We start from the raw sequence: 15,975 nt of genomic DNA on the forward strand, positions 1-15,975 counted from the left end.
AAGGACGAAGCACGCGATGACCGACTGGACGATAGTAAGGCTTTCCAACGCCCGGCAGGTCGCCGAGCTGATGGAGATGGACGAGGACGCCCTGCCCGGCGAGGACGTCGCCGCGCCCGCCTATTACGCCGCGTTGCGCGATGGCGGGGAACAGGTGTCCGCGCTGGATTTCCTCGCCCACGCCCTGCCGCGGTTCGAGAGTGTCGCCTGGGCGGCCCAGACGCTCGACACCGAATCGCGGACGCGGACGTTGCCGGTGCGCGACAGGCTGGCGCTCGACACCGTGTTGCGCTGGGTCGGCGAGCCGGTCGAGGCCAACCGGCTGGCGGCGCGCGAAGCGTCGGAAGCGGCGGGCGATCGCAGCGCCGAGCGCCTGCTGGCCCTCGCGGTGTTCTTTTCCGGCGGAACGATGTCGCAACCCGATCTGCCGCCGGTCAACCCTCCCCCGCACGTCAGCGCGCGCTTTGCCGCCGGGGCGATCAAGCTCGCCGCGTTCCGCACCGACGATCCGAAAAAGGTGATCGACGACGCGCTGGTGCTCGGAGAGGCTGTCGCTCAGCAGGGAATCGGGGCATTGACGCCTGCATGACGCTGACGCTTCGAGTCCGGAACTTCGCGACGCTCGACAACGGCAACCCGACCGAGTTCGTCCTGCACCGTCGCGGCGCGATCATCGGGCGGTCACCGACGTGCGACTGGTCGCTGCCGGACCCGCGCAACTATATCTCGTCGCGGCACTGCGAGATCCTGTTCTCGGGCGACCACTATGAATTCGTCGACAAGAGCACCAACGGCACCTTCCTGAACGGGTGCCCGGACCGGATGCCGCCCAAATGGCGGATCGCCAATGGCGACGTCTTCCTGATCGGCCAATATGAGGTGGAGGCGGCGCTGAGCGGCGAGGCCGCGGTCGCCGTCGAGCGCGAGGCCGAGGCGAGCCGCGCCGCCGGACAGAGCAACTGGAGCGGATGGGACGCGCAGGCAGCCGGAGTCGGCGCCGTCGTTCCGCCCGCGCAGCCCGCGTCGGCTGGCGGCTGGGACGCGCCACCCTCCGCATCGCCCGCACCTTCACCGGGCGGCTGGGACGCCGCCCCGGCCGCCACGCCCGCGTCGAGCGGTGCAGGCTGGGCTCCGGCCACCGGCCCGTCGCTTGCGCGTCCCGAGGCACACCGCGCGCACGCCCAGGGGTTCGCCGCACCCTCGCCCGCGCCGGGCGCATCGGCCGGCGGCTGGGCTCCGGCGGCGCGTGCGCCCGACATGCCCGTCGCATCGGCCTGGGAAGCGCAGATCGCACCGGATCAGGGCGCGTCCGACTGGTCGAGCGCGGCGCCGGACAGGCCCGCCAGCGCCTCTCCCGACGATATCTGGGGCAAGATCGCCGAAGGCAATGTCGTCGACTGGGCGCGCGGCGGCTTCGGCCAGCCGGCCGAGGCGAAACGCGATCCGCTGGGACTCGACAAGCCCAAGGCCCAGGCGGCCCTGCCCAAGGTGACGCCGCAGATGGCGCGGCTGGACAATGACGATTGGGGCGCAGCCCCCGCCGGACGGCCGTCCGCCCCTGCCCCGGCCGTGGCGCCCGTTGCCGCCCCGGAGGTCGCGGCCGCGCCAACCGCTCGCCCGGCCCCGCCCGCGGCGCCGGCGATGGAGGCCTTCGCCACCGCCGCCGGGATCGATCCCGCGCAGTTGAAGGATGCACCGGCCGACACGCTTGAGCGCGCCGGTTTGCTCTTCCGCCGGCTGGTCGCCGGGCTGGTGGTGATGGTCGAGGCCCGCGCGCGGGCCAAGTCGCAGATGGGCGCGGAGACGACCAGCCTGACCTTTGACGGCAACAACCCGATCAAGTTCGCGCGTACCCCCGAACAGGCGATCGCCCAGCTGCTCAACCCGCCGGAGCGCGGCTTCATGCCCAGCGACCGCGCGATCGAAGATGCGTATTTCGACCTGCAATCGCACCAGATGGCGACGCTGAAGGCGATGCAGGGTGCGCTGAAGGCAACGCTCGACCGCTTCAGCCCCACCGCGATCCGCAGCCGCGCGGAAGCCAAGGGGCTGTTCCAGCGGATCATGCCCGGCGCGCGCGACGCGGCGCTGTGGCAGGTCTACGAAAAGGAATTCGGCGGCGTCGCGCGCGGATCCGACGAGGCATTCATGGACGTCTTCGCCAAGGAATTCCGCAAAGCGTACGAGGATCAGGCGCGCGGGCGGAAGTGAGGCTCTAGCCCGGTCAAATCCGACGGCGGCGCGACTGCGGCGGATAGGGGCGTAACGGCATCATTCGCCGCCGAAGAGATCGAATCCGCCCCTTTCGGGACTACCGCCGCGATTACGACGGTCAAAAGATATGTGAAGCAGAGTGCCGATAACACATACGCCAAAAGCGAGAAAAGCCTCCCAGCTCTTGGACGCCCCAGTTGACACGCAGTACATCATGACGAGCCAAGCTGGGTAGATGCCCACAGCGGTAACAAGTTTGAGCCAAGCCGGCAAAGGTCGCCACCAGCTTCGATAAGCTTCAAAACGATTCACCAAGCGCCGGATCGCTCTGATGCGAAGTGCTCGCAACGGGCGAGGCTCGCCTGACACGTCAGACTTCCTACCGGAGCCAAAAAGGGATCGCAATTCGGTATCCGAGCGACACCCAACCGCCCCCTCACTCCACCGTCTTGAACCACGCCATGTCGGCCTGCCAGCCCTTGGTCGCGGCTTCCTTCATGAAGCCGTTCTGCCAGTCGCTGCCGCGCGCGCCGATGCCCGGTGCGATGACGTCGCCGAACGGCGCCTTGCCGACCAGCAGCAGGAGTCCGGACCAGCCGGCGTGATCGATGTCGAGATCGACACGGAAGCGGCCGCCGCCGATGTCGGTGATCGGCCAGCCTTCCTTGACCTTGGCCAGCGTATCCTCGCGGCTGGCGAGGATCGGGGTGATGATGCCGGACGGTTCGATGCCGACCAGCGCGAAATCCCCGTCGGCGCCGGCGTTGATGGTGATCGGCGCGCGCGCGGCGAGCTTGCCCTTGAACGCGCTGTTCTCCTCCGTCATCGTCCTGAGCTGGAAGCTGCGCTGCGGGATTTCCATCCGCGTGCCGCTGGGCTCGCGGATCTGGCGATAGGTGTCGAGCGCCGAGCAGCCGGCGGGCGTGATCGGCGCGACCTCCGCGAAATCGATCGCCGCATCGGTGATCCCGGCCGAGGCCAGCGCGCGCGAGATGTCGTTCTGCGCTGCCGCCGGATTGCCGGCGACGCCGTGGAGCTTCACCGTCATGCTCTTGCCCGCGGGTTCGATCGCGGTGATGTCGAGCCAGGTGCAGCCGACCGAGGGCAACGCCGAATCGATCGCGGCGCGCGCGCTGGCGGCGGGATCGCTCGCGGCGGCCTTGCCGGCGGCGGCAACCGTCCCCTTCGGCGCGGGCGGGCCGCCGCCGAGGAAATACCAGCCAGCCGTCGCCAGCACGAGCGCGCCCGCGGCCGCACCGGCGATCAGGCCGGTGCGCGATTTCGGCGCCGGCTCGTCGCCCGCCACTGATCGAGGCGAGCCGGACATCGCGGTCAGCGCGTCGAGCACCTCGTCCATCGAGCGCAGGCGGTCCGCCGGATTGGCGCGCAGCATCTGTTCGAGCACCGGCTTCAGTTCGTCGGGCGCGGCCGACAGGTCCGGCCCCGCGCGCCGCTTGTCGACCGCGTCGACCAGCGATCCGCCCATCGACACGTTCTTGCCACCCGCGACCGCCAGGATGACGAGCCCCAGGCTGTAGACGTCGGTCCACGGCCCGATCTCGCGCCCGAAATCGCCGAGCTGTTCCGGCGCGACATAGTTCAGCTTGCCGGCGAAGCCGTCGCCGACGATCGTCGCGGTGCCGGGATCGAGTTCCTTGGCGATGCCGAAGTCGATGACCTTCGCCTTTTCGATCTTGCCGTCGCCGAGGAGGACGTTGTCGGGCGACATGTCGCGATGGACGGCGCCAAGCTGGTGCGCGGCGCGCAGGCCGCTGGCAAGGCGGCGGAGCAGCGCGGTCAACTGCTGCGGCGTGACCTCCAGCGCGCCCAGCACGTCGGCCAGGTTGGTGCCGTCGACATATTCGGTGACGATGTACAGCACGCCGAGCTGCGGTTCCTGCGCGAGCACGCGGTAGTTGACCAGCGCCTCGTGCTGGAGGCGCGTCAGCGTGCGGGCCTCCTTGCGGAACATCGCGATGACGTTGGGATCGGCGGCCAGCGCGGGCAGCATCACCTTGATCGCGACGCGCTCGTCCGAATTGACGTTCACGCCCTCGAACACCTCGCCCATCCCGCCGCGGGCAATGAAACGCTTCACCTCGAAGATGTGGTTGAGGATGTCGCCGACCTGGATACCCTGGCCGTCGGCGCGCGGGGCGAAGGCGGTCTGGAAACGCGGCGCCTCGGTATTCTCACGGGGCGGTGGCGGTGCCGGCGGCGCGGCGGCAACCGGCGGGGCGGTACGCTCTTCGGCGGGGCGCTCGACCGGGAGCGGTGGCTGCGGTGGCGGGATGTCCGCCATCGGCATGAAGATCGTCGCTTCTTCGGACGGCGGCGGCGGCGGTGGCGGCGGCGGCGGTGCAGGGGTTTCCTCAGGGGGCGCATCCCAGCCCTGCGGTTCGGCCGGTGGCGTGTCGTGGGCCGGCGTTTCCGGGGCCGGCGCATCCCAACCCGACGCCGGTTCGGGCGGGGACGGCGCGGCAGCGTCCTCCCCTTCCGACGCATCCCAGGCGGACGGCTCAGGCGATGCGGGAGGAGGCGCGGTCGCTTCCGGCGGCGTTTCGGACGGCGTGTCGGCGGCCGGCGGCCTGGTCACTTCCGGCGTGGGCGTCGGCGTCTCGTCGGAACTCATGGGTACACCGTCTGGCTGAGCGGGGCGAGCGGCACCAAAGTCGGCTCGCGGGTGGCGACGACGATCGTCGTCACATTGTCGGGTGCGCCACGCTCGAGCGTCTTGGCGATCAGTCGTTCGACGCTCTCGTGGCTGTCGGCCAGGCGCAGCTGGGCGGCGATCTCGTGATCGTTGAGCACGCCCGACAGCCCGTCGCTGCACAGCAGGAAGATGTCGCCGGGCGCGATCTCGTCGACGATCGCCTCGATCTCCAGATAATCGCGGACGCCGACCGCGCGGGCGAGCACGTGGCTCATCGGATGGCCTTCCGCCTCGGCCTCGGTCAGCAGGCCGCGATCGACCATTTCCTGCACCTGCGTGTGATCGCGGCTGAGCAGATAGAGCGCGCCGTCGCGCAACAGATAGGCGCGGCTGTCGCCCACCCACAGCACCGCGAACTGGGTGCCACGGATCAGCAGGCTGACGACCGTCGATCCACTCTGCACGCCCGATGCCTGGCATTCGGACCAGATCGTCGCGTTGGCGCGGTGGATCGCCTGCGACACTTCCTCGCAGGCGGCGTGGAGATCCTCGGGAAGCACCGCCGCGGACAGCGCCTCCACAATGGCGGCGGAGGCGCGCTCGCCGAATTCATGGCCGCCCATGCCGTCCGCCACGGCCCACAGGCCGTCGCCGGTGCGGTCGCAGAACGCATCCTCGTTGTTGGTGCGCACGCGCCCTTCGTGCGAGCGGGCGGTCGCCTCGATCTTGGGGCCTGGGCTCATGAGGTCACGTCCACGCTCAGCACCTTTCGCATCAACCCGGCCGGTCGCTCGCCGGCCACACTCGCGGGCGCGAAATCCTCGCCACCCTCGGTCCACCACAGGGCGCCGCCCCGCCACGCATCGCCGGCATCGGGCACGATCGCGCCGACCGCATCGGCCAGCACGTCGGCGCTCCAGCCGCCGGCAAGCGCATCGAACAACAGAGCCTCGCACGCTTCGGCCGCCGACGCCACCTGATCGGACGCCAGGCCGGCGCGGCGGACCAGGATCGGATAGACCCGTCCCGCGCCATCCACGGAGGCGGCGATCGCCGCCGCCGTCCCCTGCCCGTCGCGAACCTGGCCGAAGCGCCACGGCGGTGCCGAACCCCACAGCTGGTCAAACGACGTTCCCAGCGCGTCCCGCGCGGCCGAAAGCGAATCTGACAACCAGCCATCGATCGCGTCGCGCTCGCCCGCCACCAGCCCCCGGCTGACGAAATCGCCATGGGCGGGAAGCTTGCCGAACACCGCCGCGCTCACAGTTGCGCCGGGCAGCGGAACGACCACAGGCCGCCGCGGCTGAACGGGTTCTTGTCGCCGGGCAGCTGGATCATGAGGGTCACCGCGCGCGCGCCGTCACCGAAGGTCGCCTTGATCGCGCGCTCGCCGGCATTCTCCTTCTGCGCCTGGTCGATCAGGCGGAACAGCGCCCAGGCACCTTCCGTCTCGATCCGGCGCAGTTCGTCGCCCGCTCCGGGCGCGGCACCCGCGGCGGGCGCGCGATACAGCACCACCGACGCTTCGGGCAGGCCGCCGGACGCCGACCACAGCACCGGTCGCGCGGTGTTGGTGCCGCGATCGAAGCGATAGGTCGCGCCGCTCGCCGAGAATTCTACCAGGCCGACGTCGGCCCCGAACGACGCGACGTTGATCTTGAGCGGCAGCCCACCGACCAGCAGGTCACGGATCTGCGCGGCCTTGGCGAATTCCTCGGGCGCCTGCGGATCGAGCGTCGCGGTGATCGGATCGTCGCTGCGCCAGCGCCATACCGGACCGGCGGTTTCGATCAGCGGCTTCAGCCGCTGGTCGACGAAGCCGTCGAGCGTGCCGCCCATGCCGAAGACGCGCAGGATTTCAACTGTCGAGGCATCCTGCTTCGCCCCTCCGAAAAAAGGGTAGTGCTCCTGCGCGACCTCCTTGCACGCTGGCAGGACGCTTTGGGCATAGGCGTCGGATACCGCGCCCTGCGCCGCGCTGGTCTGGGCCGAGGCACCGCCCTTCGCCGCCTGGTTGACGAACTCCTGAAGCTGCGGCGGCGCGCCGGCGGCTGCCGCCGCGACCGACGCGTTGGCCTGGGCCATCGCGGCGCCCGTGGCATCGGCGCCACCCCCGCCGCCGACCGACTTGGCGGCGATTACCGCCTGCCCGGCCTGTTTCACCGCCGCGACGAACTCGTCGATCGGCGCGCTGCCCTTGCCGTCACCGCTATATTCGTGGAGTCCCTCGAAATAGGCGGTGATCTGCGCGCCTGCGTCAATCGCCTGCGCACGATCCTCCATCGCGGTGCCGGCGTAGGAGCCAATCGTGGAGCGCTGCATCCGCGCGGTGATCGCGCGACGGGCCACCGCGGAACTGCCGCCGGCGAAGATCGTGTTGCGTCGCAGTTCGACCAGCACGCGCTTCAGTGGCGACGGGCTCTTGGTGAAGGCGCCGAACGCCGCCGCGTCGCGGAAGAAATCGCCCGGCTGGAGCAGCTTCAGCATACCCTCCCACGCGGCGATATAATCCTTGGCATAGAGACCGGCGACGCCGGGGCGGACGTTGCTCATCTCCTCCTGCACGCCGGCGGTCTCGCCGTCGCCGCCGAGCACCCACAGGTCCTTCTTGAGATCGGCCTGTACCGTCGCGAGACCGGGGATGTATGTCTTCTCATACCCGTCGCGGGTGAAGAAATAGGGGATGCGCGCGGCGATGGCCCGGTCCGGCGCGGCGAACGCCAGCGCATCGCCCTGCGACAGGACATTGGCGACTTCCCACGGCGCGCCCTTGCTCGCCGCGCGCTGCTTCATCACCGCATAGGCACGGTCGGCGAGGCTGAGCGTGCCGATCGCGGCCCGCGCGGTGGCGACCAGCTGTCCGTCGAGCGGCGCCTTGCGATCGGGCCAGGCGGCGGCGAGATTCTCGTCGTCGAGCAGGGCGTTTAGGTGGCCGGCGAGCTGGTTGCGCTCGGCCTGGCTGTCGGCGCCGGGCATCACTTCGGTCGCCCAGTCGCCGGTCACCCACGCCTTGACCGAGCCCTTGTCCATCGGCCCCGCGCCGCCGAGCATCAGATAGACTTTCAGCGGTTCGTAGACCCGCATCGGATCGTTCGCCGCGCTCTGCATATATTGCTCGAGCCGCAGCAGCAGACGCGGCAGCAGGACGCGGCGCAGTCCGTCGCGATAGGTTTCCTCGGCCTGGCGGCTGAGCCCGGTCTGGTAAAGGCCAAACGTCATGGTGAGTGGCGGCCCGCCGTTCTGGCGATCGGCATAGCCGCGCGGCAGCCCGCGCAGCGCGTTGAGCGCGGGCAGGGTCGCGCGCAGATCGGCATCGCCGTCACGCACCTGCTTCAGATCGACGCCAGCGTCGCGCATCAGGTTCGACGCGTCGTTCGACTTCGCCAGCAGATCGTTCTGGAACGCGCGGTTGCGCGCGAAGCTGACACCCCAGGCGCTGATCGTGACCAGCACGACGGCGGCGAGCGCCGCGAGCGCGCCTACCAGTTGCGTCCGCTGACGCGCCCGCGCCTTGGGATCTAGCGTGACGAGGCCGGCTTCGGGGAACATCACCTCGGTCAGCAGGCGGTTGAGGAAATAGGCGCGGCCCGATCCCCCCGCCCCCGACGACGCCGTGGCGGGCCGGTCGAACACGTCGGCCATGCCCGACAGGATGCGATCGAGCGGCGCGCCTTCCTGCACACCCGACGTCAGGTAGAAACCGCGCAAGCGCCCCGACGGCTCGTCACCCGACACAAAGGCCCCGTCGAGGAAGCGCATCAGCCGCGTGCGCAGCGACCCCAGCTGCGCCGGGAAGCCGAGCAGCAGCGCGCGGCGCGCCGGATCGACTTCCTCGAACAGCCGCTTGGCCTGGCGATCGGCGAGCGATTGGGCCATGCCGTCGAACGCCTTCGCCAGCATCTCCGCGGTCGGTTTGCCTTCGGCGAAGGGGATGGTCGCACCGAGCACCGCGCGGCGGCCCTCGACGTCCAGATCGTCATAATATTCGGTCAGGCCGGCGAGCAGATCGGCCTTCGTCAGCATGACATAGACGGGAGCGGCGACCTCCAACGTCTTGCGCAGTTCGACCAGGCGGCGGCGCACAGCCTTGGCATGCGCATCGATCTGGGCGCAGTCGCTGCGGATCAGTTCATCGACGCCGATCGCGACGATCACGCCGTTGATCGGCTGGAGGTTGCGGTGCTTCTTGAGCAGCGAGAGGAAGCTGGTCCAGCCCTTGGAATCGACCTGATAGTCCGAATCTTGGGTGGTGTAGCGGCCGGCGGTATCGACCATCACCGCTTCGTCGGCGAACCAGAAGTCAAGGTTGCGGGTGCCGCCGACGCCCTTCACCGCCTGTTCGCTGAACGGGAAGCGCAGGCCCGAATTGAGCAGCGCGGTCGTCTTGCCGGCGCCGGGCGGGCCGATGATCATGTACCAAGGGCGGGTGTAGAGATAGTCGCGCTTGCCGCCCGCCGCGGTCTTCAGCCCCGTCAGCGCCTCCGCCATGCGGCCGGCCAAGGCCTTGCCTTCCTCGTCCGCCGCATTGGGCGCGGCAAGTTCGGCGGCAAGCGCCTCGGCCGCCTTGCGCCGCTTGCGCACGCGCAGGAATGCGAACAGCCCCCAGATGGCGGCGATCACCAGGACGCAGGTGATGCGGACCCACAGCGGCCGAAGGAAACCGACGAACAGCGGCAGCAGCAACGCCATCACCAGCGCGAGCAGCACCGCGCACAGGATGGTGATCGTCCACCAGCTCTTGAAGAAGTTCTTCACGTTCGAAAACCCCTCAATACTGCCTGGGCACGACGACTTCGACGCGGCGGTTCTTCGACTTGCCGTCGGACGTCTTGTTGTCGCCGATCGCGACCCCGTCGCCGAAGCCCTTCGACACGACGCGGTTACCGTCGCTCAGCCTGGCCTTGAGGATGTCGGCGACGGTTTTCGCGCGCGCCTCCGACAGGGCCATGTTGTCGGGGAAGGCGACGCTGGAAATCCTGTCGGAATCGGTATGCCCTTCGACAGTGACCGTGCCGGGCTCGCTCTCGATCGCCGCGCCGATCCGGTCGAACAGCGGGCGCCGCCCGTCGTCGAGCTGATCGGAGCCGGACTGGAACAGCTGGCCCACGGTCGTGCGGACGCGCACCGTCTGGGCATCTTCCTCGACCGTCACCAGGCCCTGCTGGATTTCGGGTTCGAGGAACTTCTTCAGCTTGGCGGCCTGGGGGGCGGCGGCGACCGGCACCGGCGCGGAGGCGCGGGACATGCTTAGCTTGTCGCCCGGCATCAGGCCGGACACGCGATCCCATGGCGCATCGCCGGTCGATCCCAGGATGACGCGCAGCAGGATGTAGACGAGCACGAGGAACGCCAGCGCCCCCGCCGCGGCGAGTGCGATGATGCTCCAGAAACCGACCTTGCCGGCCGGCGCCTGCTCGCCCTTCCACATCGGCGACAGCTCGACCATCGACAGCGAGCGCACATGCGTGAGCGCGCCGTGCAGCCGCGCCATGATCTCGTGCAGCCGGCGCCGGCCGTCGGGCATCACGCGGAAACGCCCCTCGAACCCGGCGGCGAGACAGGCGTGGAACAGCTCGATCAGGTCGAGATTGTCGTTCGGGTTGCGCAGCATGTCGTCGACCAGCTGCCAGTAGCGATCGCCGCCGATATTCTCCTGGAAGAAATGGACGACCAGCGCGCGGCGCGCCCATTCGGCGCCATCGGTGCCCAGGCCGGGCAGGTTCTGCGCTATGTCGTCGATCGTCGCGCACAGCGCGTATTTGGCGCGCTGGCGGACCTCCTCGGAATAATGCGGGGCGACGGCGCGGTCGAAATTGGCGATCGCCGCCACGGCCTCGCGGTGGAACTGCGGCATCGAGGTGCGCACGCGGCCCGAGCGGATGCCGGCGGCGAGCGCCAGCGCGGGCGCGGCTTCCGACAGCATGATGTTGCGCACCTGCCGCGGCGTGGCGGGCAGCGGCACGTCGTCGTCGGCCAGCCGCGACGGGGCGAGCCCGGCGGCGGCCGGCGCGTGACCGGTCCGCGACATCGTCGGCAGCGCGTCATAGCCCGAGGTTTCCGGGATCGGCGCGGTCGGCGGGGCATAGGCGGGCGGCGGCGGAGGAGCATAGCCGCCCCCGCCCCATGCCGGCTGCTGCGGCGGCGCGGGCGGCGGGCCGTTGCCCCATCCCTGCTGCGCCGGAGGTGCGGGGGGCTGCGCGCCGCCCTGCCCCTGGCGAAGGCCCTGCAACGGCGACGGGCGGAATACCGTCTTGTTGCCGCCGGGTCCGTTGCCGTCGTTGCTCATCGCGAAGACCTCTTCACGCACCAGAGTTCCATCTTGAGCTGCGGCCAGTCGCCGGCCACGTGCAGGCCGAGCGCGGGCGCGGTCGCGAATTCGCGCCAGTCGGGCACGCCGCGATCGAGCTCGAAATAGACATAGCCGGGTAGCACGCGCAGCTGCGGCGGCGGGGTCGGCGTATGGCGCAACGGCACGCCGGGCAGCGCCGAATCGACGATCTGGCGCATCTTCTGCACCGGCCCGATCTTGGCGACGGCGGGAAACAGCCCGCGGATTTCCTCGACCGGCGAGGCGGCGGCGACCGCCAGGTAGAAATAACCGGTCTGGTACAGCGAATGATCGGTGATCTTCGACACATAGGCACCCGGCCCGGCGTTCTCGAGCGGCATCTGCAGCGCGGAGCGTTCGAACACCGCCGACAGCATCGACTGGATGGCGTCGATGATCGGATCGAAGCAGGTCTGCGGATCCTCGTGGTTGTACAGCGGGATCGGCGGCGGCTTGCGATCGGGACGAACCAGCGTGGCGAGCTCACCCGTCAGCGCGATCAAATTCTCGTACAACCGCTCGGGATGCACCATCGGCAGCTTTTCGAGGTGCGCGAGGATCGGCGACCATTTGTTGAGCGCCTGGAGCAGCAGGAAGCTGGCGAAGGTCTCCGCGCCACCGTCGGTCGCCTCGACCGCGCGGATCGCCAGTTCCTCGGCCCGCTGTTCGGCGCGACCCAATATGTCGGTGACGGCGCCCTTCAGGCGGAGTGCCGCATCCTTGTCGAGCGTCGGGGGGATATAGCGATCGTCGAACATCAGCCGCTTGTTGGCGACCTCGCGCACGCGCGCGATGCCCAGTGTCACACGGCCATAGGTCTGGTCGCGGGTCACGCCGAAGCGCAGGTTGGGACGGCCGAAATCGATCGGTTCGGTCGTGCGATCGTCGGAAAAGGCGTCGGCGACCTCGCCCTCATCGACCAGGAACCGCGCTTCCCAAGCGCGTTCGCCAGCTTCCTTGAACTCGACCGCGCCCACCTGTTGCGCCGGCAGTGTCAGCGAGACGACCGCATCGCGCGCGTCGGCGGGCACGTCGAGCGGCTCCGGCGGCGGAAGTTCATCGGGGATCGAGAAAGGCGTGCCGTCGGGCATCACCCCGGCCGCGCGGGTAACGCCGAACTTGCCGAGCGAGGCCAGATCCTCGTCGATGACCAGTTCGGTGAAGCCCCAGGGCCAGGGCCGGACGCCATCGACTCGGGCGCGAAGCTGGGCGTCGATGAATCGGTCCTGCGCCTGAAAATGTTGCGGGCGCAGGAACATGCCCTCTCGCCACGCAACCCGGTTCTTGCCCGCCATGCAAACCGCCCCTTTTCGCCCGCGCTTGTTTAAGCACAGCTTCCCGTTTGCATAAAGCCGGGTTATTTCTGCGGCGGGGACAATATTTGCGGCGCGATCTTCTTGCGCGCGACTTTGGGGGCACGGGCATGAGCGGTCCCGAACGGGAAGACACATCGTTCGACCCGCGCACCTGGGGGGCGGGCGAGTCGAAAGCCGCGCCCGACACTCCCCAGCAACCGGCCAAGCCGGCCCAGGCGGACACGACGTCGTTCGATCCGCGTGCGTGGAGCGCCGGGCCGGACGAAACGTTGCCCTCTGACGAAACTTCCGCCCCACCCGCAGGCAACCGCCGGAAAGTGGCGATCATCGCCGGCATCGCGCTGCTGGCGGCGGCGGGCGGCGGCTATGCACTTGTCGAACGCGGCAAGGATGCGCCGGAAAGCGTTCCCGCCGCGACAGCCCCCGCCCCGGCGGAGAAGGGCGAAGCGCCCGCCCGGCAGGCCAGCCGCCGTACGCTGATGGTCGCCGCGCCGCAGGAGATCGCCTCGACTCTGAGCGCCTCGGGCGTACCCGCCGCGGCCGCCGCCCAGGCGGCAAAGGCGGCGCTGGCGACAATCGGCACGGCGGCGGGCGAGATACGCCTGGAGTTCGACCTGGTCGGCACCGGTGCGGCAACCAGCCTCACCCGGCTGGAGGCGACGCGCGCGGACGGCGCGGGCGTTATCCTGACCGCGTCCGACAGCGGCTTTTCCGCCGAGAAGCTCGACGCCAAGCTGACCAGCCGGGTCGAGGTGGTGCGCGGCGAGATGGACGGCGACAGCTTCTATTCCTCGGCGGTCGCGGCGGGCGTCGATGATTCGCTGATCGACCTGTTCGCCGACGCGTTCAGCTACGACTTCAACTTCGCGACCGACATCGCCGCCGGCGACATCTTCGAGGCGGCGTTCGAGCGCAAGGTGAACCCCGCCGGCCAGAGCGTCGGCAAGCCGAAACTACTCTATGTGTCGATGACGACGCAGGCGAAGTCACGCGCGCTCTACCGCTTTCTCGCTCCCGGTGAGAGCGAGCCGGGCTGGTTCGACGCCAACGGGCGCAGCACCGTGCGCGCGCTGATGCGCACCCCGATCAGCGGCGCGCGGATCACGTCCAACTTCGGGCCGCGCTTTCACCCGGTACTCCATTATACCCGCCTGCACGGCGGCACCGATTTTGCAGCGCCCGTCGGCACCCCGGTCTATGCAGCGGCAGGCGGCGTGGTCGTCAGCGCCTCGCCCAGCGCGTGTGCGGGCAACATGGCGATCCTGCGCCACGACAACGGGTGGGAAACGCGATACTTCCACCTCTCGCGCTACGCCGACGGCATCGTCGCGGGCGCTCGCGTGACGCAGGGGCAGACGATCGGCGACGTCGGCAATACCGGCACCTGCACCACCGGCCCACACCTCCATTACGAAGTGCACATCGACGGCGAGAAGGTCGATCCGATGAGCATCGACACCGGCAGCGGCGTGTCGCTGACCGGCGGCGGGCTGGAGGCGTTCCGGAAGGAGCGCGACCGGATCGACAAGAGCCGGGCGGAACAGGCGAGTTGAAGAGAGGCCCGCTAGTTCCAGCGGATCGGATTTGCCTCGAGATACAGCCAGAAACCGCCCGCCAACAGCGTCGGTACGGCCGGCAGGGCGAGCCAGGTTATCGCGCGACCCAGGTGACCGCGTCGATACGCCAATAACGCGAGCCAGACGGCCAGCAACGCCGCCGCCAGCATCGCCACGAGCACCGGCGTTTCCGGTATCATCACGCCGTCATATCGCAGCATCTCGACAAGAAACGACGCGAGGACGAGAGCGCCCGCCGCATCGATCGCCGCCAGGACGATGCACACTGCGGCCAGACCGGGCCGGTGCGTTTCCACCGGACCGCTCAATCGATCGTCAGCCGCTTCGGTTTCGCCTTCGCCTGCGTCCGGTGGCGCACCACCAGCGCGAGCGGAATGACGATCAGGACCAGCGCGACCGTCATCGCCAGGCTGGCGTTGAGGCCTTCGTCCGATCCACCCCACACCTGCGCGCCGCCCATTTCCAGATCGAGCAGCGCGCCGAAGCTGCCGATGCCGGGATTGGGATCTAGCCCGAGGACGAGCTGCTCCGCCCCGTTCCACGCGAAATGCGCGGCGAGAGCGCCGGCGATACCGCGGCCATGCGCGGCGAGCAGGCCGAACATCACGCCGCCCAGGAACAGGTTCACGAGGGTGACGGGGCTACGCGCCCCACCCATCACGTGCAGCCCGGCGAAGGCGAGCGCGGTGATGCCGATCGCCAGCGCCGTGCCCCAGGCGCGTTCGAGGACCGGCTGGAGCCAGCCGCGGAACAGGACTTCCTCCGCGCCGGTCTGGATCAGGACGACACCCGCCCCCCACAACAACAGAAATGCCGTTGCTTGGGGCGCAGCGCCCTCGGTCAGCACGCCCGCCACGCTGGCGGAGACCACCGCGACGATCACCCCCGCGAGGCCCAACAGTCCGCCGATCAGCGCGAGTGCGAGCGGATGCTCGCCCGGCCGCACCGCGTTGGCCCCGGCCAGCGCGCCGCCGCCGATCCCGGCGAGGACAAGCGGCAGGAAGATCACCAGCGTGAAGACCGTCTCCATCGCCGGCATCGACGCGGTGGAATTCTCACCGATCAGCGCCTGCGCCGCCATCGGCCCGATCGCGACCGCGACGCCGCAGATGGCGACGACGGCGATCAGGGTCGCGGCCGCGACGCCGCGCGGACCGAGTGTCAATGCGGCTGTCCCGCCGGGGGCGGCCAGCGTCCGGCGGCGATCAGCGCACGAACCTCCGGTGGCTTGGGCGGCGGCCAAGGATAGCCGAAGCCGCGGAATTTCTCGATGACGCGATCACGCGCCTGGCCTTCCTCGGTATCCGGGCGCAGGCGATCGAACGCGGCGAGGTTGGCCAGCGTCTGGCCGTTCGCCGGGGTGTGCCACGGGGACGCCCCGGCCTCGATCAATTGCGTCGCCATGATCCAGTGGCCTGCCGACGCCGCAATCATCGCGGGCGACAGGTTGTTGCCGTTACCCTTGTCGAGCGGCGCCTTGGCGGCGATCAGCTTGGCGGCATTGCCGCGCTCGTCGATCAGCGCGGCTTCCCACAGCGGCGTTTCGGTATTGTAGGTCCGCGACGGATCGGCGCCCGCGCGCAGCAGGATCGTCAGCAGTCGTCCCGACGGGTCGCGCGTGGCGGGATGGAGCGGCGCGCGGTCCGGCCCGCCATTGGGGTCGGCACCCGCGGCCAGCAACGCCTCGACCATCGGAACGTCATTCGCCTGCACCGCATAGAGCAGCGCGGTCTCGCCCGAAGGCGACACGGTGTTGACACCATGCGGCAGCGGCGACGCCAGCCGCATCGCATCGGCCACGCGCTTGTCGACCACCGCCTGGATGAAGGCGCGCTCGGGCGCGGACTGGAACACTTCGATCCGTTCGTTTGCCATCCTGTCCGTCTT

General features: G+C 69.5%; 12 protein-coding genes. 3 read left to right on the forward strand and 9 right to left on the reverse strand.

The features are described from left to right. Positions 1 to 16 precede the first annotated feature (16 nt). Both VYI76_RS03845 and tagH read left to right on the forward strand, forming a co-directional pair. On the forward strand, positions 17 to 589 hold the full coding sequence (locus VYI76_RS03845; RefSeq protein WP_326523454.1) for a DUF6931 family protein: 573 nt from the start codon (positions 17 to 19) through the stop codon (positions 587 to 589). Further along, a complete protein-coding gene (gene tagH, locus VYI76_RS03850) occupies positions 586 to 2,211 on the forward strand; it encodes a type VI secretion system-associated FHA domain protein TagH (RefSeq protein ID WP_326523455.1) in 1,626 nt (541 codons plus the stop codon). The genes VYI76_RS03845 and tagH overlap by 4 nt, the downstream gene beginning before the upstream one ends. Before the next feature lie 439 nt (positions 2,212 to 2,650). Here tagH and VYI76_RS03855 read toward each other — a convergent pair whose 3' ends face one another. From VYI76_RS03855 to tssK, 6 genes are read right to left on the reverse strand one after another with little or no spacing between them, the layout of a single operon-like run. Next, positions 2,651 to 4,846 carry a serine/threonine-protein kinase gene (locus VYI76_RS03855; protein ID WP_326523456.1) on the reverse strand — a complete coding sequence of 732 codons (2,196 nt, stop codon included), beginning with the start codon at positions 4,844 to 4,846 and terminating at the stop codon, positions 2,651 to 2,653. Next, the gene (locus VYI76_RS03860; protein ID WP_326523457.1) at positions 4,843 to 5,610 is read right to left on the reverse strand and encodes a PP2C family protein-serine/threonine phosphatase; all 768 of its coding nucleotides are present in this window, start codon (positions 5,608 to 5,610) and stop codon (positions 4,843 to 4,845) included. Before VYI76_RS03860 ends, VYI76_RS03855 begins: the two co-directional genes overlap by 4 nt. Continuing rightward, positions 5,607 to 6,131 carry a type VI secretion system-associated protein TagF gene (gene tagF / locus VYI76_RS03865; RefSeq protein ID WP_326523458.1) on the reverse strand — a complete coding sequence of 175 codons (525 nt, stop codon included), beginning with the start codon at positions 6,129 to 6,131 and terminating at the stop codon, positions 5,607 to 5,609. Before tagF ends, VYI76_RS03860 begins: the two co-directional genes overlap by 4 nt. Continuing rightward, the gene (tssM, locus tag VYI76_RS03870) at positions 6,128 to 9,622 is read right to left on the reverse strand and encodes a type VI secretion system membrane subunit TssM (protein WP_326523459.1); all 3,495 of its coding nucleotides are present in this window, start codon (positions 9,620 to 9,622) and stop codon (positions 6,128 to 6,130) included. The genes tagF and tssM overlap by 4 nt, the downstream gene beginning before the upstream one ends. Positions 9,623 to 9,635: 13 nt before the next feature. Beyond that, complete coding sequence (gene icmH / locus VYI76_RS03875) at positions 9,636 to 11,174, reverse strand: type IVB secretion system protein IcmH/DotU (protein ID WP_326523460.1); 1,539 nt, start codon at positions 11,172 to 11,174, stop codon at positions 9,636 to 9,638. Further along, positions 11,150 to 12,490 carry a type VI secretion system baseplate subunit TssK gene (tssK, locus tag VYI76_RS03880; protein WP_326523461.1) on the reverse strand — a complete coding sequence of 447 codons (1,341 nt, stop codon included), beginning with the start codon at positions 12,488 to 12,490 and terminating at the stop codon, positions 11,150 to 11,152. Before tssK ends, icmH begins: the two co-directional genes overlap by 25 nt. A gap of 128 nt (positions 12,491 to 12,618) precedes the next feature. On the opposite strand from tssK, the gene VYI76_RS03885 reads away from it, so the two are divergent. Continuing rightward, entirely contained in the window at positions 12,619 to 14,064 is a 1,446-nt protein-coding gene (locus VYI76_RS03885; RefSeq protein ID WP_326523462.1) for a M23 family metallopeptidase, read from the forward strand. Between the two features lie 11 nt (positions 14,065 to 14,075). On the opposite strand, the gene VYI76_RS03890 is transcribed toward VYI76_RS03885, so the two are convergent. The 3 genes from VYI76_RS03890 to VYI76_RS03900 are packed head-to-tail and all read right to left on the reverse strand — an operon-like array spanning position 14,076 to position 15,963. Then, a complete protein-coding gene (locus VYI76_RS03890) occupies positions 14,076 to 14,384 on the reverse strand; it encodes a hypothetical protein (protein ID WP_326523463.1) in 309 nt (102 codons plus the stop codon). An 8-nt stretch (positions 14,385 to 14,392) separates the two neighbouring features. Then, on the reverse strand, positions 14,393 to 15,253 hold the full coding sequence (locus VYI76_RS03895; protein ID WP_326523464.1) for a CPBP family intramembrane glutamic endopeptidase: 861 nt from the start codon (positions 15,251 to 15,253) through the stop codon (positions 14,393 to 14,395). Further along, complete coding sequence (locus tag VYI76_RS03900) at positions 15,250 to 15,963, reverse strand: ankyrin repeat domain-containing protein (protein WP_326523465.1); 714 nt, start codon at positions 15,961 to 15,963, stop codon at positions 15,250 to 15,252. The genes VYI76_RS03895 and VYI76_RS03900 overlap by 4 nt, the downstream gene beginning before the upstream one ends. Positions 15,964 to 15,975 lie beyond the last annotated feature (12 nt).

This window comes from Sphingomonas sp. (genome assembly GCF_035910975.1).
Lineage (GTDB): Bacteria > Pseudomonadota > Alphaproteobacteria > Sphingomonadales > Sphingomonadaceae > Sphingomonas.

Excerpts from the sequence above, each read along its gene's own strand:
- VYI76_RS03845 (WP_326523454.1), top strand. The coding sequence starts at position 17 with ATGACCGACTGGACGATAGTAAGGCTTTCCAACGCCCGGCAGGTCGCC.
- tagH (WP_326523455.1), top strand. The coding sequence starts at position 586 with ATGACGCTGACGCTTCGAGTCCGGAACTTCGCGACGCTCGACAACGGC.
- VYI76_RS03855 (WP_326523456.1), bottom strand. The coding sequence starts at position 4,846 with ATGAGTTCCGACGAGACGCCGACGCCCACGCCGGAAGTGACCAGGCCG.
- VYI76_RS03860 (WP_326523457.1), bottom strand. The coding sequence starts at position 5,610 with ATGAGCCCAGGCCCCAAGATCGAGGCGACCGCCCGCTCGCACGAAGGG.
- tssK (WP_326523461.1), bottom strand. The coding sequence starts at position 12,490 with ATGGCGGGCAAGAACCGGGTTGCGTGGCGAGAGGGCATGTTCCTGCGC.
- VYI76_RS03885 (WP_326523462.1), top strand. The coding sequence starts at position 12,619 with ATGAGCGGTCCCGAACGGGAAGACACATCGTTCGACCCGCGCACCTGG.
- VYI76_RS03900 (WP_326523465.1), bottom strand. The coding sequence starts at position 15,963 with ATGGCAAACGAACGGATCGAAGTGTTCCAGTCCGCGCCCGAGCGCGCC.